The following is a 17,188-nucleotide window of genomic DNA, read 5'->3' on the forward strand; positions in this document are numbered from 1 at the left end:
AAAGAAAAAATGAAAAATAGAAGTATTAGTTTTTATATATTGGCCATGGTATTGGCTACTGGAAGCAATGCTCAGGCTTCAGATTATGTATTGTCCAAAGATAATACACATGTAGCTACTACAGCTCTAAAATATAAGACCAAACGCCCTTTACTTCAAGATAGACTATTTGTTTCTCAAGCTGTAGAGGCCGAAATACGCAGAATTAAAAGTGAGTTGACTAATCCTAAACTGGCGTGGATGTTTGAAAATTGTTTCCCGAATACGTTAGATACTACAGTGCGTTATAGGAAAACAGATGGTAAGGATGATACGGTTGTCTATACTGGAGATATACATGCTATGTGGCTTCGTGATTCGGGTGCGCAAGTATGGCCTTATGTACAGCTGGCTAATCAAGATCCAGAGTTGAAGGCGATGCTTGCAGGGGTTATTCGGCGGCAGTTCAAGTGCATTAATATAGATCCCTATGCGAATGCATTTTTGGACCCTTATGACCCCAATCCGGATCATCAGTGGATGCGGGATATGACTGACATGAAAGAGGGGTTGCACGAAAGGAAATGGGAAATAGATTCTCTTTGTTATCCTCTACGATTGGCTTATCATTATTGGAAAACGACTGGTGATATAAGTATATTTGATGAAGAATGGCTACAAGCTATTGAAAATATTCTGAAAACTTTTAAGGAGCAACAACGTAAAAATGGAGTAGGTCCTTATAGATTTCAGCGTAGAACAGAACGGCAATTGGATACAATGAACAATAATGGATTGGGTAATCCAGTGAATCCAGTTGGCTTGATTGTATCTTGTTTCAGACCTTCAGATGATGCGACAACTTATCAATTCTTGATTCCATCTAATTTCTTTGCAGTAACATCTTTGCGTAAGGCTGCTGAGATTTTGGTAACAGTGAATAAGGAAACGGCTATGTCTGAGGAGTGTGTGCATTTGGCACAGGAAGTGGAGGATGCTCTTAGGAGATATGCGGTCTGCAATCATCCCCAGTATGGACAGATATATGCATTTGAAGTCGATGGTTTTGGAAATCAATATTTGATGGATGACTCTAATGCTCCGAGTCTTTTGTCAATGGCATATTTGGGAGATGTGGATGTCAATGATCCTATATATCAGAATACACGGAAGTTTGTGTGGAGTAAGGATAATCCTTATTTCTTCAAGGGAACGGCTGGTGAAGGAATAGGTGGTCCCCATATTGGCTATGATATGATATGGCCCATGAGTATTATGATGAAAGCATTTACGAGCCAGGATGATAAGGAAATTGTATGGTGTGTTAAGACGCTTATGAATACAGATGCAGATACAGGTTTCATACACGAATCTTTTCATAAGGATAATCCTGCTAATTTTACTCGTGCATGGTTTGCATGGCAAAATACACTGTTTGGTGAGTTAATATTGAAACTGGTGAATGAAGGTAAGACTGATTTACTGAACAGTATTCAATAAGGGATTGCTATAGTTATAGACATAATTACTATTATAGAATTTATAAACACTTAATAATATTGGTATCAGATGAAAACTAAATTAATATTTATTGCATTCTTATTTTTAAGTATATCTATGTCGGCTCAGTGGAAACCTGCAGGTGATAAGATTAAGACTGCATGGGCGGAAACGCTTAATCTTGATAATATACTTTCGGAATATCCCCGTCCTATTATGGAACGGGACAGCTGGTTGAACCTTAACGGGTTATGGGAATATGCGATTTTACCCTTCGGACAAAAAGAACCACAAAAATTTGATGGAAAGATACTTGTTCCTTTTGCTGTTGAATCAAGTCTTTCTGGTGTGCAGAAAGAATTGGGTAAAGAGAAAGAATTGTGGTATAAGAGAACTTTCAATATTCCTTCTAGCTGGAGAGGTAAGAATATTCTTTTACATTTTGGAGCAGTTGACTGGAAAGCGGAGATATATTTGAATGATGTGAAAATTGGTACACATACAGGGGGATATGTACCGTTTAAATTTGATATAACTCCTTTTTTGACATCAGGTAGCCAGAAGCTTGTAGTGAAGGTTTGGGATCCTACAAATGAATCGTATATACCTAGAGGGAAACAAGTAAAGAATCCCCATGCTATTTGGTACACTCCGGTTTCTGGTATTTGGCAAACGGTATGGTTAGAGCCGGTAAGTAGCAAATATATATCTAATGTAGTTTCTGTTGCAGATATTGATAATAAGAACTTGAAAGTGAAAGTTGGTACACAAAACACTACATCGTCGGATGTCGTGCAGATTGTATTGAAGGAACAGAATACCATAGTGGCAATGACTAAGGGTGTTGTAGGGGAAACATTGGAACTTGCTCTTGCAGATGTTAAGTTATGGTCTCCGGAATCTCCCTTCTTATATGATTTGGAGGTAACTTTGTTAGATAAGGGGAAGAAGACTGATAAAGTTAAGAGTTATGCTGCAATGCGTAAAATCTCAATGCATAAGGATAAGGATGGTATTATGCGTATGCAGCTCAATAATAAAGACTGTTTCCAGTTTGGTCCCTTGGATCAAGGTTGGTGGCCAGATGGATTATATACAGCTCCGACAGACGAAGCTCTGGCATATGATATTGAGAAAACGAAAGATTGGGGGTTCAATATGATTCGTAAGCATATAAAGGTAGAGCCTGCACGCTGGTATACGCATTGCGATCGTCTAGGTATTCTTGTGTGGCAAGATATGCCGAGTGGTGATAATTCTCCTAAATGGATTCAATATAATTATTTTGATGGTAAGGAGAACGAACGCTCCATTGAATCAGAAGAGAATTTTAAGAAAGAATGGAGAGAAATAATGGACTATCTTATGCCATATCCCTCTATTGTTGTTTGGGTTCCTTTCAATGAGGCTTGGGGACAATTCAAAACAAAAGAAATAGCAGAATGGACAGAGTATTATGACCCTTCCCGATTGGTAAATGCTGCTAGTGGTGGTAATCATTATTATAAGGTGGGTGATATTTTGGATATACATCGGTATCCCCGGCCGGAGTTGATGATGTATGAACCCACTCAGGTAAATGTGGTTGGGGAATATGGTGGTATTGGCTTACCTATGAAGGGGCACCTTTGGCAACCTAATAAGAACTGGGGATATGTGCAGTTTAAAAACACTAAAGAAGTTACTGATGAATATGTAAAGTTTGGGGAAAGCTTGCTTGAACTTGTCCCTAGAGGGGTGTCGGGTGCTGTTTATACACAAACGACCGATGTTGAGGTGGAAGTGAATGGACTGATGACTTATGATCGCAAGGCCATAAAAATAGAGGAAGAAAGAGTTAGAGAAATTAATAAAAAAATATGTAACTCTTTATCTGCAGAATAAAGGTATAATATTGATAATTTAGATATGGATGTTATGAATATCTGTAAAACGCAATTGTTGGTGATGGCTGGTGTAACTCTTTCGAGTATATCCGCGGTAGCCCAGAATACACTTCCCAATATTATTTTGGTTATAGCTGATGATTGCCGTATGGGGGATCTCGGTTGCTATGGGAGTCCGGATGCCGTAACTCCTAATATTGATAGAATTGCATCTGAAGGTTTGAAATTCAACCGATTTTTTCAGGCTACGGCTATGAGCTCCCCTACCAGACATTGTTTGTTGACAGGACTTTATCCAGTGAAGTCGGGTGCATATCCTAATCATACATTTATTGATGAAGGAGTTAAGACGCTTCCGTATTATTTGAAAAAGGCAGGTTATCGGGTAGCCATGCAAGGTAAACGGCATATTGCTCCTTTGGAGGCATTCCCTTTTGAGTATTTGAGTGGTGACTATAAAAATCTGAATATTCCGGATTTAGAGCTTTTTATTGCTGATGTTGCAGTAAAGAAACAAGCTTTCTTTTTGTATCTGGCTTCAAATGATCCACACTCTCCTTGGACAAGAGGCAATCGGTCGCTTTTTGATGCAGAGAAGTTGACGCTTCCTCCAACACTTGTCGATACAAAAGAGACAAGGAAGAATTATGCTAATTATCTTGCCGAAATTAATCAGCTGGATACGGATGTTGGCAAAATTGATGCACTTATTAAGAAATATAATCTGGATGAAAACACAGTGTTTATATTTACAAGTGAACAAGGGCATCAATTTCCGTTTGCCAAATGGACTTGTTATGATGCTGGTTTGCAAACTGGCTTTATTGTACGTTGGAAAGGGGTCACTATGCCTGGAAGTGAAACGGATGCCATGTGTGAATATGTAGATGTCACACCTACCCTGCTTGATATTGCTGGTGCATCAGTGCCCAAAGGTCTTGATGGAAAAAGTTTTCTGCCTGTGATAAAAGGAAAAAAGACAAATAAGGAATATGTATTTGGCATACAAACAACGAGGGGCATTGCGAATGGGGCAGATTATTACGGTATTCGCAGTGTGAGAAATGACAAATTCAGCTATATATTAAATTTAACTCCGGAGGTGCCTTTCCAGAATATAATCACTCGCAAACAAGATCCTGTATGGTTTTCATGGATAAATGAAGCGGAAAATGATATATTTGCAAAACAGCAAATCCATAAATATCAATATCGTCCTAAAGAAGAATTATATGATATAATAAACGACCCTTATCAAATGCATAACTTGATTGATGATGTAAAATATGCATCTGAAGTGAAAAAGTTGCGTCGGCAATTGCAGAGATGGATGGACTCACAAGGTGATAAGGGGCAAGAAACTGAAATGAGAGCTTTGGAGCATAAATGGAATCCCAAGAAACATTAAAAATACAATAAGATGAAACTTGTCAAATATATTATCTTGCTAAATATGCTATGCGTTTTAGTTGGTTGTTCTGTCGCTAAAAAATCGAACCGATTGACTGATTATGTTAATCCCTTTATCGGAACTGCAACTTTGTGGGATAGTACTGAATTAGGGTATAAGCCAACCAGACGGGCGTGGGGAGCTGAAGTCTATCCAGGTGCCTCTTTGCCGAACTCAATGGTACAAGTAACTCCCGTAACAATGTGGCGGAGTGGTTCGGGTTACCAATATGAAGATACTGTTATATATGCTTTTGTACATACTAGTAAGGGACATTGGAATCTCTGTTATGTTCCATTTATTGGTGTTAGTGGAGAAGTGGAACCTAAGACGTATTATTCCAGTTATAGTCATGAACATGAATCGGCCAGTCCCGGTTATTATCAAGTTTACCTTGAAAAATATGATATAAATGCTGAGGTAACTTCTACATTGCGTTGTGCCTATCATAAATATACCTATAAGGACGGTAAGAATAAAAAACTCTTGGCTGATCTTGCTCGTTCGAATGAACATGTAAAAGATTGGAAATTGGAAAAAAGGGATAATAATGTTTTTATAGGATATCAGAAAGCCGGATCTACTTTCTACTTCTATGCGGTAACTAATCATAAAATTCGTAATATAGAATCCTTGAAAGATGATGAAACAGAAGTTAGTGTTGTGAATTTCTTAGATAATGATGATATAGCGGAACCGCTTGAGCTAAAAGTGGGATTTTCTTATGTCAGTGTAGAAAATGCCAAAGAAAATTTAGAAAGTGAAATGTTGGCTAAGAGTTTTAGTCAGGTAAGAACTGAAGCAGAGGAATCATGGGAAAAATTGTTGTCTAAGATACGTGTAATTGGAGGTACGGAAGAAGAAAAAGAGACATTCTATTCTACTTTTTACCGCTCGTTCCTATGGCCCATTCTTCTTAGTGATGCAAATGGAGAATTTGTGGATGCAAATGGAAATACCGTAAATAAAGGTTTTCGCTATTATAGCAATCCATCTTTTTGGGATGATTATCGTAATAAATTGATTTTATTGGGAATGATTTCACCTGATGTGGCAACAGATGTTATAAAATCAATAACGGATAGAGGAAAAATCGGTGGGTTTATGCCTACCTTTTTCCACGGTGATCATGCGTCAACATTTGTAACAGGTAGTTATTTGAGGGGAATACGTGATTTTGATGTACAGGCAGCTTATGAATTATTGCTTAATAATGCTTTTGTGGAAGGTAGTGGTAAAGGTCCAATGGGGGGGAGACGTTTCATTAAAGAATATATGGAGCAAGGATGGATTTCGGAAGATGATATTACGAACCCTAAATTGGAAACTGTAGCTAAAGCTGCTGTAACTAAAACACAAGAGTATGCTTATGATGACTACGCTACTGCACTTTTAGCTAAAGAGTTGGGCGATAGCGAAAACTATGAAAAATTAATGAAAAGGACTGATAGTTACAAACATCTTTTCGACCCCTCAACCCAGTTTATGCGCGGACGTTTGAAAGATGGAACATGGATTACACCATTTGATCCTAAAAGACCTTTTTATGAATATATGTACCGTGAAGCGAATGGTTGGCAATCTACATTCTTTGCTCCGCATGATTCGGAGGGATTCATAGCACTTTATCCAAGTAAGAAAGCATTTGAAAACAAGCTTGATTCTTTGTTTATGATCCCATGGGATGGGTATGAGGCTCATAATTTGACAACTTTTATTGGACAATATTGCCATGGAAACCAGCCGGGGCACAGTTCTATATATATGTATTATTTTGTGGATAAGCAGGAAAAAGCGCAGAAACTTTTGAATAGAGTTCTGAATGGTTATTATAGGATGGGACCTAAGAAATTGGCTTATTCTGGTATGGATGATGCTGGTGAGATGTCATCTTGGTATGTTTTGAATGCTATCGGTCTGTATACTTACTCGCCAGCTGATCCAGAATATATTGTGACTGTTCCTTTATTTGAGAAGGTTATTTTTAATCTGGATGGGACGGATTTCATAATAACTAGGAAAGGAGCTGGAGAGAAGATAAATGAGATTAGATATGGAGAGAAAATATTAGATAGTTATTTCATATCTCATAGTCAATTGAAAGAAGGTAAGGAACTGATAATCGTAACCAATTAAATATAAAATATAATGAATAAGTTATTACATACAACAGCTTTCGGGGCTTTAACATTGACTTCCATGTATGCTTATGCCCAGCAGGATAACCGTCCGAATATAATAGTAATTCTTGCCGATGATTTAGGCTACTCTGATATGGGGTGTTATGGAGGAGAAATTCAGACCCCCAACTTGGATAAGTTGGCACAAGAAGGGATAAGATTCAATAGTTTTTATAATGCAAGTCGTAGTTGTCCTACGCGGGCATCTTTACTTACTGGATTGTATCCTCATCAAGCGGGTATCGGACGGATGACATTTAATGATAACTTGCCGGGGTATAGAGGACAATTGACAGAGAATGGAGTTACTATAGCAGAGGTTCTGAAAGAGGCTGGTTACCAAACAGGAATGGTAGGTAAATGGCATATCGCTGAAACTCCATTGAAGTCTGACCAGCGTGAATGGCTTGCTCATCATGTGTACCATGAAGATTTTGCCGATAAGGCATGTTACCCGGTTAATCGTGGATTCGATGATTTTTATGGGATTATTTATGGCGTTGCAAATTATTTTGATCCATTCAGTTTAGTCAATGGTGACATTCCGGTAAGAAATGTACCTAAAGATTATTATATAACACGTGCCTTGTCTGATAGTGCTGTATCTTATGTAAATAGATATGCGAATGCAGATAAACCTTTTTTTCTTTATCTGTCGTATACCGCTCCTCATTGGCCGTTGCATGCTCTTCCTGAGGATATAAAAAAATATGAGAATACTTATAAAGTAGGATGGGACGCTATTAGGGAGAAACGTTATGAGAGAATGAAAGAACTGGGTATATTTTCAGGTGCAGATAATTTTCTGACTACTCGTCAAAGTCCTAAAAAATGGGAAGATAATCCGACTAAAGAATGGGATGCAAGAGCAATGGCTGTACATGCTGCCATGGTGGATAGAATGGATCAGGGAATTGGTGAACTGATAGATGCTTTAGAGAAGAATAATCAATTAGACAATACATTGATTTTGTTTTTGTCCGATAATGGTTGTAGTAGTGAGGTTTGTCAAAACTACAGCGAAGGAGAGAATGACCGTCCGGATATGACTCGCATTGGAGAAAAGATTATTTATCCTCGTAAGAAAGAAGTTTTGCCGGGTTCCGAGCTTTCTTATGCATCTATCGGGCCGATATGGGCTAATGTTGCTAATACGCCGTTCCGTTTTTGGAAAGCGAAATCTTATGAGGGAGGAATCAATACACCTTTGATAGCCTTCTGGCCCAAAGGTATAAATAAAGGAAAAGGGGGAATTACAAATCAGCCGGGACATGTAATAGATATAATGGCTACGTGCATTGACTTGGCAAAGGCCAAATATCCAAAAAAATATCAAGGCAATTCAATTCTTCCGTTGGAAGGTAAGAGTCTTGTTCCTATTTTAAAGGGTAGTAAAAGGAAGGGACATGAATATTTGGGCTTCGAACATTTCAATGAAAAAGCTCTTATTGCTAAAGACGGATGGAAAATAATTCAGCCAGGTAACAAAGCACAGTGGGAACTGTATAATCTTAATGAGGACAGAACCGAAATGCACAATGTTGCTGACAAATATCCAGATAGGTTAGCGAAGATGCAAAAACAATATGAAGAATGGGCGAAACGCTGTATGGTTGTTCCTTCTCCTAAATAATAAAACACTTGTGAAATAATTTGTATTGAATAATAACTATATTTGATTATGCAAAGTAATGTTAGGCAGAAAATCTTGGCAGGAGTTTCAGTTTCAGTTTCAGTTTTATCTTCTATCTCTGCACAGGAAGTAACGAAGGAGCCCAATATCATCATTATTATGGCAGATCAATTGCGTGTTGATTTGTTACAACGGGAAGGATATCCGCTGAACACGATGCCTTTTGCCGATAATCTGGCCAAAAATGGTACATGGTTTGACTGTGCTTATACCTCTGCTCCAGCCAGTGGTCCGGCACGTGTTTCAATGTTGACCGGAAGATTTCCGAGTGCGACCCATGTTAAGTCCAATCATAATATAAAAGATGCCTACTATACAAAGGATCTTTTTGATGTAGCTAAAGAAAAAGGATACACCACTGCTATGGTTGGAAAAAATCACTCACATCTTACTGCTGACCGGGTGGATTATTGGAGTCCGTATAATCACGGTGGACAGGAGTCAAGGAACAAGAGTGAGAAAGGAAAGGCTTTTGACCGGTATTTGGGAACTCTGGATATGTATGCCAGTATGGAACCATCCCCTTATGGAGTAGAAGCGCAGTTGCCTTATCGGATGGTAGATGATGCTTGTCATTGGATTGATTCGCATAAGGATAAACCTTTTCTGATGTGGTTTTCGATTGCTGAGCCTCATAATCCTTATCAAGTTTGCGAGCCCTATTATTCAATGTTTCCTCCAGAATCACTTCCTGAAATGGGAAGTTCAGCCAAAGATTTAAATACTAAAGGCGAGGAATATCAATTATTAGCCGAAATGATGGCACAAGGGCATGTCGGATATAGGGAAAATCTGCAGCGCTTACGTTCAAATTATCACGGAATGTTGCGTATGATAGATGACCAATTGTCACGCTTTGTCGGGGAACTGAAGAAAAACGGAGTATATGATAATACGATAATTATATTTGTTGCAGATCATGGTGACTATGTAGGCGAATACGGTTTAATGAAAAAAGGGGTAGGACTTGATGATGTTCTTACGCGTATTCCTATGCAGTGGACTGGTCCTGGTATTAAAGCATCTGCTATTCCTCACAATGCTCATGTGAGTATTATTGATATTTTTCCTACTATTTGTGAAATAATAGGAGCTGAAATTCCAATGGGAGTGCAGGGACGTAGTCTTTGGCCGCTCTTACAAGGGAAAGAATATCCGGAACAAGAATTCAGAAGCGTCATGGCTCAAGATGGATTTGGCGGAATGTATTATACGAAGGTGGATGCCACGGACTATAGGGAAGAGGGGGCAGTAGGTAAAAAGGGATTATTTTTTGATGAACTTAATACATGGACACAAAGTGGAACGATGCGCATGCTCCGGAAGGGGGATTGGAAACTGGTTTATGATATGAATGCTAATGGTCAACTTTATAATCTCAAAGCGGATCCTTCAGAACTGAATAATTTGTTTTCTGACAAGAAATTTAATAAAGTAAAAAATGAAATGATAGAGGAACTTTTGAGATGGGATATTTCAACGCATGACCCTTTGCCAATACCACGCCAGCGTTATCGTTTTAGGAGAAATGAACACAATTATTTGTTTCATTGAGCTTGTATATTTATTTGTGTAATATTTTATTTTAGTTGTAGAAGATATGGCAATTTTCGCACCATTTGCCCATCCGTTGTATGTAATGCTTAAACCGGTTGGTGCTGTATGCAATCTAGCTTGTAGTTATTGTTATTATTTGGAAAAGTCTAAATTGTATAAAGATGAGCCGAAACATGTAATGAATGACAAGCTATTAGAGAAGTTTATTGAGGAATATATCAATTCTCAAACTATGCCTCAGATTCTTTTCACGTGGCATGGAGGAGAAACATTGATGCGTCCCCTTGCTTTTTATAAGAGGGCTATGGAGTTGCAGCAGAAGTATGCTCACGGAAGAACAATTAGCAATTGCATACAGACTAATGGTACATTGTTGACTGACGAATGGTGCGAATTTTTAAAAAAGAATGATTGGCTTGTAGGGGTGTCTATTGATGGCCCTCAAGAGTTTCATGACAGATATCGAAGGAATAAGCAGGGACAACCCTCTTTTGTGAAGGTGATGAAGGGAATCCATTTATTGAATAAATATGGGGTTGATTGGAATGCTATGGCTGTTGTTAATAATCTCAACGCAGACTATCCGTTGGAGTTTTATAATTTCTTTAAAGAGATAGGATGTCGTTATATACAGTTTACTCCTATTGTCGAACGTATTTTTAGGCATAATGACGGACGCCTATTGGCTACAATTGGAGAGGATACTCCTGAATTGATGGAATTTTCTGTTACGCCTGAACAATGGGGAAATTTCTTATGTACTATTTTTGAGGAATGGGTGCATAATGATGTCGGTGAGTATTACATACAGTTATTTGACGCAACTTTGGCGAATTGGGTCGGTGAAAATCCAGGCATATGCACAATGGGAAAAACGTGCGGGCATGCAGGGGTAATGGAGTTTAATGGTGATGTGTATTCATGTGACCATTTTGTGTTCCCTCAGTATAAATTAGGAAATATTTATTCAAAAACATTGATAGAGATGTTTTATGGAGAGAAGCAATTGGAATTTGGACAAAACAAGTATAGGTCTTTACCAAGACAATGTAAAAACTGTAAATTCTTATTTGCTTGTAATGGTGAATGTCCAAAGAACCGGTTTTGTAAAACTGAATTGGGTGAGTCTGGGTTAAATTATTTATGTAAAGGATATTATCAATTTTTTGATTATGTGGCTCCGTATATGAATTTCATGAAAAACGAATTAAATAATAAACGGCCTCCTGCCAATATTATGGAGGCAATTAGAGCCTCTTCTATTTAGGTAGGGTCGCGAATTTGAATAAATTTATAGCAAAGAAAGAATATGAAGGGATATTTGTTTACTTTTATAATGCTTCTGTCTCTGTTTTCATGTGTTCCAAAAGACAGTGGGAAAATTTCGTTGTTAAACGCATCTGCTTTTGAAAAGGAGGTGAATGGTAAACTTGTTTCATTGTATACGATAGACTCTGGTAATGGACTTGTTGTACAAGTCACTAATTTGGGGTTACGGGTTGTTTCTATTTGGACGGCTGATAAAGATGGAGAGTATGCAGATGTAGCTGTAGGTTATGAAAATATAGATCGCTATTTGAATAATGAAGGGGAACGTTTCTTGGGTTCTATTGTAGGAAGATATGCCAATCGTATTTCAAAAGGAAGGTTTATGATAGACAGTGTACAATATCAATTGCCTCTTAATAATAATGGACAAACCCTTCATGGAGGATTGAAAGGATTAGATATGAGAGTATGGAATGTTGATAGGATTTCTGATAAGTCCATTGATTTTTCATACGTTTCACCGGATAATGAGGAAGGATTTCCTGGTACGCTTAATATTAAGGTTCGTTACTCTGTGACATCTGAAAATGAATTTAAAATTATATATGAAGCTACTACGGATAAGCCGACGGTTGTAAACTTGTCTAATCATGCCTTTTTTAATTTGAAAGGTGAGTCTGGTGGAACGATTACTGACCATATCTTGACCATTAATGCTGATAGCATAACCTTGGTTGATAGCTTATTGATTCCTACAGGAGAGATTGTCTCGGTAGATGGAACTCCGTTTGATTTTCGTAATCCAGTAGTGATAGGAAGCAGGATAAATATGGAGGATGAGCAGTTACGGAATGGTTTGGGGTATGATCATAATTGGGTGCTGAAGAGAACTGAGGCGAAAGTAAGATTGATAGCTTCTTTGTACGAACCGCAAAGTGGGCGTTTGATGGAGGTGTATACTGACCAGCCCGGGTTACAGTTTTATAGTGGGAATTTTTTTAATGGTGAGGTGAAAGGTAAATATGGTGAAACTATAAAATATAGAGAGGCCTTAGCTTTGGAAACCCAAAAGTTCCCGGATAGTCCTAATCATGTGAATTTCCCTTCAACTTATTTGTCTCCGGAAGAAAAATATACTCATACTTGTATTTATAAATTTAGCGTAAAGAAGTAGGTAAAAAACAATAGGTATTAGATTTTAAGAATAATTTGTTTTTAAAGGAATTGCTTACGCTATTCAACTGAAATATATCATTTGGATGGCTTGGCAGTTCCTTTTTTCATTTAAAAGAAGATGAAAATTTTTCTTTTCAGATATAAATTCCGTACTTTCGTGTCAACTTAAAGAAGCAACGATATGAAGATACGTGTAGGTTTTGGCTTTGACGTCCACCAGCTGGTGGCAGGGCGCGAGCTTTGGCTAGGCGGTATTCGCTTGGAACATGAAAAGGGATTGTTGGGGCACTCGGATGCGGACGTGCTCATCCATACTATCTGTGACGCATTGCTGGGAGCGGCGAATATGCGTGACATCGGCTATCATTTTCCTGATACTGCCGGTGAGTTTAAGAACATAGACAGCAAGATTCTGCTAAAGAAAACAATAGAATTGATAGCTACCAAAGGCTATTCGGTAGGTAACATTGATGCCACCATCTGCGCTGAGCGGCCTAAGTTGAAGGCCTATATTCCCGAAATGCAGCGTACGCTTGCCGCGGTGATGGGAATAGATGAGGATGCCATCTCCATCAAGGCCACCACCACGGAGAAACTTGGCTTTACGGGCAGAGAGGAAGGTATATCCGCCTATGCCACTGTATTGATAGTAAAGGAATAATAATATCAACTCAATTTAATCATCCACTTATATGAAGAAAATCTCTTTGGCCTTTTGTCTGACACTTTTATCCTCCTTGTTCTGCCCGGCACAAGTATCGCCTTTGCAGTTCAACAAGAACGGAGAGTTTAAAATCGTCCAGTTTACAGACATCCACTTTAAGTATGGTAATCCGGCTTCAGACATTGCTTTGAAGCGTATTGGCGAGGTGCTCGATGCTGAGCGCCCCGATTTAGTAGTCTTTACCGGCGATGTGGTCTATGCCGCACCTGCCGATACGGCCATGCGCAAGGTGCTTTCCTATGCTACGGACCGTAAGATTCCTTTTGTCGTAACCTTTGGTAACCACGACAACGAGCAGGGAAAAACACGTGCCGAACTTTATGATGTTATCCGTTCCATGCCTTTCAATATCCAACCCGACCGTGGCGGAGTTGAATCCCCCGACTATGTCCTCACACTGAAATCCTCGGACGGCAAGAAGGATGCAGCCCTGCTTTACTGTCTGGATTCCCATTCCTACTCCAAACTGCCCGATGTAAAAGGGTACGACTGGCTCACTTTCGACCAGGTGAACTGGTACCGCCAGCAGAGTGCCGCTTATAAAGCAAAAAACGGTGGGCAACCTTTGCCTGCACTGGCATTCTTTCATATCCCTCTGCCGGAATATAATGAAGCCGCTTCTGACGAGAACGCCATACTGATAGGTACCCGCATGGAAAAGGCTTGCGCTCCGGAACTGAATACGGGCATGTTCACTGCCATGAAAGAGGCCGGTGATGTGATGGGTATGTTTGTCGGGCACGACCATGACAACGACTATGCCGTGATGTGGAAAGGAATCCTTCTGGCCTACGGCCGTTTCACAGGTGGCAATACTGAGTACAACCACCTTCCCAACGGTGCACGTGTCATTGTGATGAAGGAAGGCGCCCGTACTTTCACCACCTGGATTCGTCTGAAAGGTGGTGAAATCATTGATAAGACGGTCTACCCCGACAGCTATGTGAAGGACGATTGGCGTAAGCGTCCGTTGGTGACGGAATAGACTGAAATGGAGAGCCTTATCCCATAATGGGTGGGAACCTATACTTTCCCGATAGAAACATTATTGTTTTTCATGTACGAGATGCACATCTTATGCTGCGTGAGATGTATATCTCGTACAGGATGAGATGTACATCTCGTGCATGAATACCTATTGTCTTTTGATTCTTCTCCCTTACTCTTTCACGTTCACGGCTAAAGGTCTGTTCCGTTTCTGATTGTAATCAGAATGCTGCTCTTTCCAGCCACGTTGACCTCCTCGTTTAGATATCCGGATTTGCGGAAAACAAGTATATCATCTTCCGGTACCTCTATGGTATATCTGCCGCTTTTATCAGTGACACCCACCACCCGTTGCTGTGCGGTAGAGTAGATTTCCACTCTGTCTGCCGGAGTGGCCTGCACATCGCGCACCATGCCTTTGATGGATATAATGGTTCCTTTACCTATTTCTTTTCCGGCTTGTCTTTGTTCTGTTTGGTGCCCATCGGCAGAGGTCTTTCCTATACTGATGATGTCTTTCAACAAGATATGGTCTGAAGCATCTCCCATTTGTATCTCAAAGTTACCAGGTTCTACTGCCGTCTGTCCGTTTTCGTTAGTAAAGGCTAAATCTTCGATGGCAAAGTGCAGGGGGACTTGAACTTCTTCATCGGGTTTCAGCTCTACTTTCTGAAACGCTTTCAACTGCCTGACCGGGGTGGATATGGAGCTAAACACATCCCTTACGTAGAGTTGCGGTACGGCTTTACCCGCCCGTGTTCCGGTGTTTTTCACTGTTACAAGGACTTTTACCGAATCCGTTGTTTGTTCTATCTGCAAATCCGCATACTCAAAGGTTGTATAGGTCAGTCCGTGCCCGAAGGCCCATAAGGGACCGGGAGAGGAGAATACATAGTCCCGACCGGGCTGTTCATAACTTCCCGGTTTATGATAGAATCCCCGGTCCGTAGGCAAGTGGTTGTAATAGGCAGGCAGATGTCCGCTGCTTTTGGGGAACGAGACGGTCAGATGGCCGGAAGGATTTGTCTTTCCGAACAGAATATCGGCGATGGAGCTGCCTTCCTGCTCTCCTGCATACCATTGTACAAGGATGGCGGGTATATGCTCCTTTTCCCATGCGATGGCGAAAGGCTTTCCCGTAACCAAGACCAGCACGACCGGTTTCCCGGTGGCATGGACGGCTTGTATCAACTTCCCTTGGGCACCTGTCAGAGAAAGGTCGGTAAGGTCGAAGCCCTCTCCGCAGTTGGTTTCGTGGTAATCCCTTGCCAGCGAGGCGCTAGCGCTGCCGCAGAACAGAATAGCTGCATCGCTCTGCCGTGCCGCTTCAACAGCCGCCGCAATTTGCGTGGTATCCATGGACATCATGTTGCATCCTTTGGCATAACGTATCTTTATGCCGACCGGTTCCACCTGCTTGCGTATGCCTTCCAGCGGGGTGATGCCATCTTGGTTGGTACGGCTCCAAGTATAATCTCCAAACTGCACCTGGTCTGCGTTCGGTCCGATGACAGCAATGGATTTCAACTGAGATAGGTTTAGCGGTAGCAGGTCCTTGTCATTCTTCAAAAGGACGGTAGATTCATCGGCTATCTGTCGCGCTACCTGGATATTCTCCTGCGAGTGCAAGGAGTGTCCTGCAAATCTGTCTCCATAAGGGTCCTCGAACAATCCCATACGGAATTTGGCAAGAAGAACCCTGCTCACTGCCTTGTCGATAATCCCTTCATCTACTTTTTTCTCCTTGACCAGTGCAGCCAGATGTGGGAAACATTCGCTGGAGGCTTCTACGTCCAATCCGGCAACAATGGCTTGCACCGCTGCTTCCGCTTGGTTGGAGGCGGTACGCTGGAAGGTGTGTAGCATGTCTATGGCTCCCCAGTCAGAATATATATACCCTTGAAAGCCCCAGCGGTTGCGCAGGACCTCGGTGAGCAGATAGTGTGAGGAGGAGTTGGGGACACGGTTCCATGAATTGTAGGTGGACATCACAGCGTGTATCGGCAGGGAGGTGACAACCCGTTTGAACGGTTGGAGATAGACATCATGCAGTTCTCCCACACCGCAATGGACCGAGGCAAGGTTGAGACCTCCCAACGGGTTGCCATGCGGACCATAATGTTTCAGCATAGGGGATATTCCGTTGTCCAGATAGCCTTTTGCCTCTTCATAAGCGAAGATGCCATTCAGGAAAGGGTCTTCGCCGTAACTCTCTTCTACACGCCCCCATCTTAAATCGCGCACCACGTCTATGCATGGTGCCAGAATCTGACGGATGCCTTGATAATGCAGTTCTTTGGATATCTCTGCGGCACGACGGTAGGCCAGCTCCGGATTGAAAGTGGAAGCCAGTGCGATGTTCTGCGGGTAGATGGTGGAGCCTTCGTGTACCGAACCGTGCAAGGCTTCGGCAACTGTGAAGACCGGAATTCCGAGCCGGGTATGCTTCACCATATATTCTTGTATGCGCCGCATGTGCCGGTGGCAGCTTTCTCCAGTCAGCGGGAATCCTTCTACAAATCCCCAGCACAAGTCACCTACGAATTCTTGCAACTTGGTTTCGTTGAGGTCTTGCTCGTCAAAGATATTCCAGGAGTGAATGTGGCGTATTTGGGCGATTTTCTCTTCCAGTGTCATCCGTCGGAGAAGGTCGGTGGTACGTTCCTCGGGCGAGAGTGTGGGGTCTTTATAGGACTGTGCCTGCAGGGGTAGCGTAGCTACCCCGCAGAACAACAGTATGGGTGTTAAGAAATGAGATAAAAAGGTCGGTTTCATAAAATGGCTTTT

The 17,188-nt window shown here is 40.9% G+C and carries 11 protein-coding genes; 10 read left to right on the top strand and 1 reads right to left on the bottom strand.

Features of this window, described 5'->3' with window-relative positions; translation table 11 throughout:
• The first annotated feature begins 9 nt into the window (after positions 1-9).
• From DXD65_RS14545 to DXD65_RS14590, 10 genes are all read left to right on the top strand, one after another.
• A complete protein-coding gene (locus tag DXD65_RS14545; protein ID WP_005829643.1) occupies positions 10-1,479 on the top strand; it encodes a glycoside hydrolase family 125 protein in 1,470 nt (489 codons plus the stop codon).
• A gap of 69 nt (positions 1,480-1,548) precedes the next feature.
• Positions 1,549-3,363: a glycoside hydrolase family 2 protein gene (locus tag DXD65_RS14550; protein WP_005829645.1), complete on the top strand. Its 1,815-nt coding sequence runs from the start codon at positions 1,549-1,551 to the stop codon at positions 3,361-3,363.
• 24 nt (positions 3,364-3,387) lie between these two features.
• On the top strand, positions 3,388-4,773 hold the full coding sequence (locus DXD65_RS14555; protein WP_005829647.1) for a sulfatase: 1,386 nt from the start codon (positions 3,388-3,390) through the stop codon (positions 4,771-4,773).
• A 12-nt stretch (positions 4,774-4,785) separates the two neighbouring features.
• A complete protein-coding gene (locus DXD65_RS14560; protein ID WP_005829649.1) occupies positions 4,786-6,951 on the top strand; it encodes a GH92 family glycosyl hydrolase in 2,166 nt (721 codons plus the stop codon).
• 63 nt (positions 6,952-7,014) lie between these two features.
• Positions 7,015-8,628, top strand: coding sequence for an arylsulfatase (locus tag DXD65_RS14565; protein WP_172679948.1), 1,614 nt, complete (start codon positions 7,015-7,017; stop codon positions 8,626-8,628).
• Positions 8,629-8,676: 48 nt separating this feature from the next.
• Positions 8,677-10,242, top strand: coding sequence for a sulfatase (locus DXD65_RS14570; protein ID WP_005829653.1), 1,566 nt, complete (start codon positions 8,677-8,679; stop codon positions 10,240-10,242).
• A 46-nt stretch (positions 10,243-10,288) separates the two neighbouring features.
• On the top strand, positions 10,289-11,512 hold the full coding sequence (locus DXD65_RS14575) for an anaerobic sulfatase-maturation protein (protein WP_005829655.1): 1,224 nt from the start codon (positions 10,289-10,291) through the stop codon (positions 11,510-11,512).
• Between the two features lie 42 nt (positions 11,513-11,554).
• Entirely contained in the window at positions 11,555-12,688 is a 1,134-nt protein-coding gene (locus DXD65_RS14580; RefSeq protein WP_005829656.1) for an aldose epimerase family protein, read from the top strand.
• Between the two features lie 183 nt (positions 12,689-12,871).
• Positions 12,872-13,351, top strand: coding sequence for a 2-C-methyl-D-erythritol 2,4-cyclodiphosphate synthase (ispF, locus tag DXD65_RS14585; RefSeq protein ID WP_005829658.1), 480 nt, complete (start codon positions 12,872-12,874; stop codon positions 13,349-13,351).
• Positions 13,352-13,382: 31 nt separating this feature from the next.
• Positions 13,383-14,399, top strand: a complete 1,017-nt coding sequence (locus DXD65_RS14590) for a metallophosphoesterase family protein (RefSeq protein WP_005829660.1) — start codon at positions 13,383-13,385, stop codon at positions 14,397-14,399.
• 194 nt (positions 14,400-14,593) lie between these two features.
• Here DXD65_RS14590 and DXD65_RS14595 read toward each other — a convergent pair whose 3' ends face one another.
• Positions 14,594-17,176, bottom strand: a complete 2,583-nt coding sequence (locus DXD65_RS14595) for a glycoside hydrolase family 3 C-terminal domain-containing protein (RefSeq protein ID WP_005829665.1) — start codon at positions 17,174-17,176, stop codon at positions 14,594-14,596.
• Positions 17,177-17,188 lie beyond the last annotated feature (12 nt).

Origin of the sequence: Bacteroides sp. 4_1_36 (genome assembly GCF_003466325.1) — a bacterium.
In the GTDB taxonomy this organism is placed as follows: Bacteria; Bacteroidota; Bacteroidia; order Bacteroidales; family Bacteroidaceae; genus Bacteroides; species Bacteroides uniformis.

Excerpts from the sequence above, each read along its gene's own strand:
- DXD65_RS14545 (WP_005829643.1), top strand. The coding sequence starts at position 10 with ATGAAAAATAGAAGTATTAGTTTTTATATATTGGCCATGGTATTGGCT.
- DXD65_RS14550 (WP_005829645.1), top strand. The coding sequence starts at position 1,549 with ATGAAAACTAAATTAATATTTATTGCATTCTTATTTTTAAGTATATCT.
- DXD65_RS14555 (WP_005829647.1), top strand. The coding sequence starts at position 3,388 with ATGGATGTTATGAATATCTGTAAAACGCAATTGTTGGTGATGGCTGGT.
- DXD65_RS14560 (WP_005829649.1), top strand. The coding sequence starts at position 4,786 with ATGAAACTTGTCAAATATATTATCTTGCTAAATATGCTATGCGTTTTA.
- DXD65_RS14565 (WP_172679948.1), top strand. The coding sequence starts at position 7,015 with ATGTATGCTTATGCCCAGCAGGATAACCGTCCGAATATAATAGTAATT.
- DXD65_RS14570 (WP_005829653.1), top strand. The coding sequence starts at position 8,677 with ATGCAAAGTAATGTTAGGCAGAAAATCTTGGCAGGAGTTTCAGTTTCA.
- DXD65_RS14575 (WP_005829655.1), top strand. The coding sequence starts at position 10,289 with ATGGCAATTTTCGCACCATTTGCCCATCCGTTGTATGTAATGCTTAAA.
- DXD65_RS14580 (WP_005829656.1), top strand. The coding sequence starts at position 11,555 with ATGAAGGGATATTTGTTTACTTTTATAATGCTTCTGTCTCTGTTTTCA.
- ispF (WP_005829658.1), top strand. The coding sequence starts at position 12,872 with ATGAAGATACGTGTAGGTTTTGGCTTTGACGTCCACCAGCTGGTGGCA.
- DXD65_RS14590 (WP_005829660.1), top strand. The coding sequence starts at position 13,383 with ATGAAGAAAATCTCTTTGGCCTTTTGTCTGACACTTTTATCCTCCTTG.
- DXD65_RS14595 (WP_005829665.1), bottom strand. The coding sequence starts at position 17,176 with ATGAAACCGACCTTTTTATCTCATTTCTTAACACCCATACTGTTGTTC.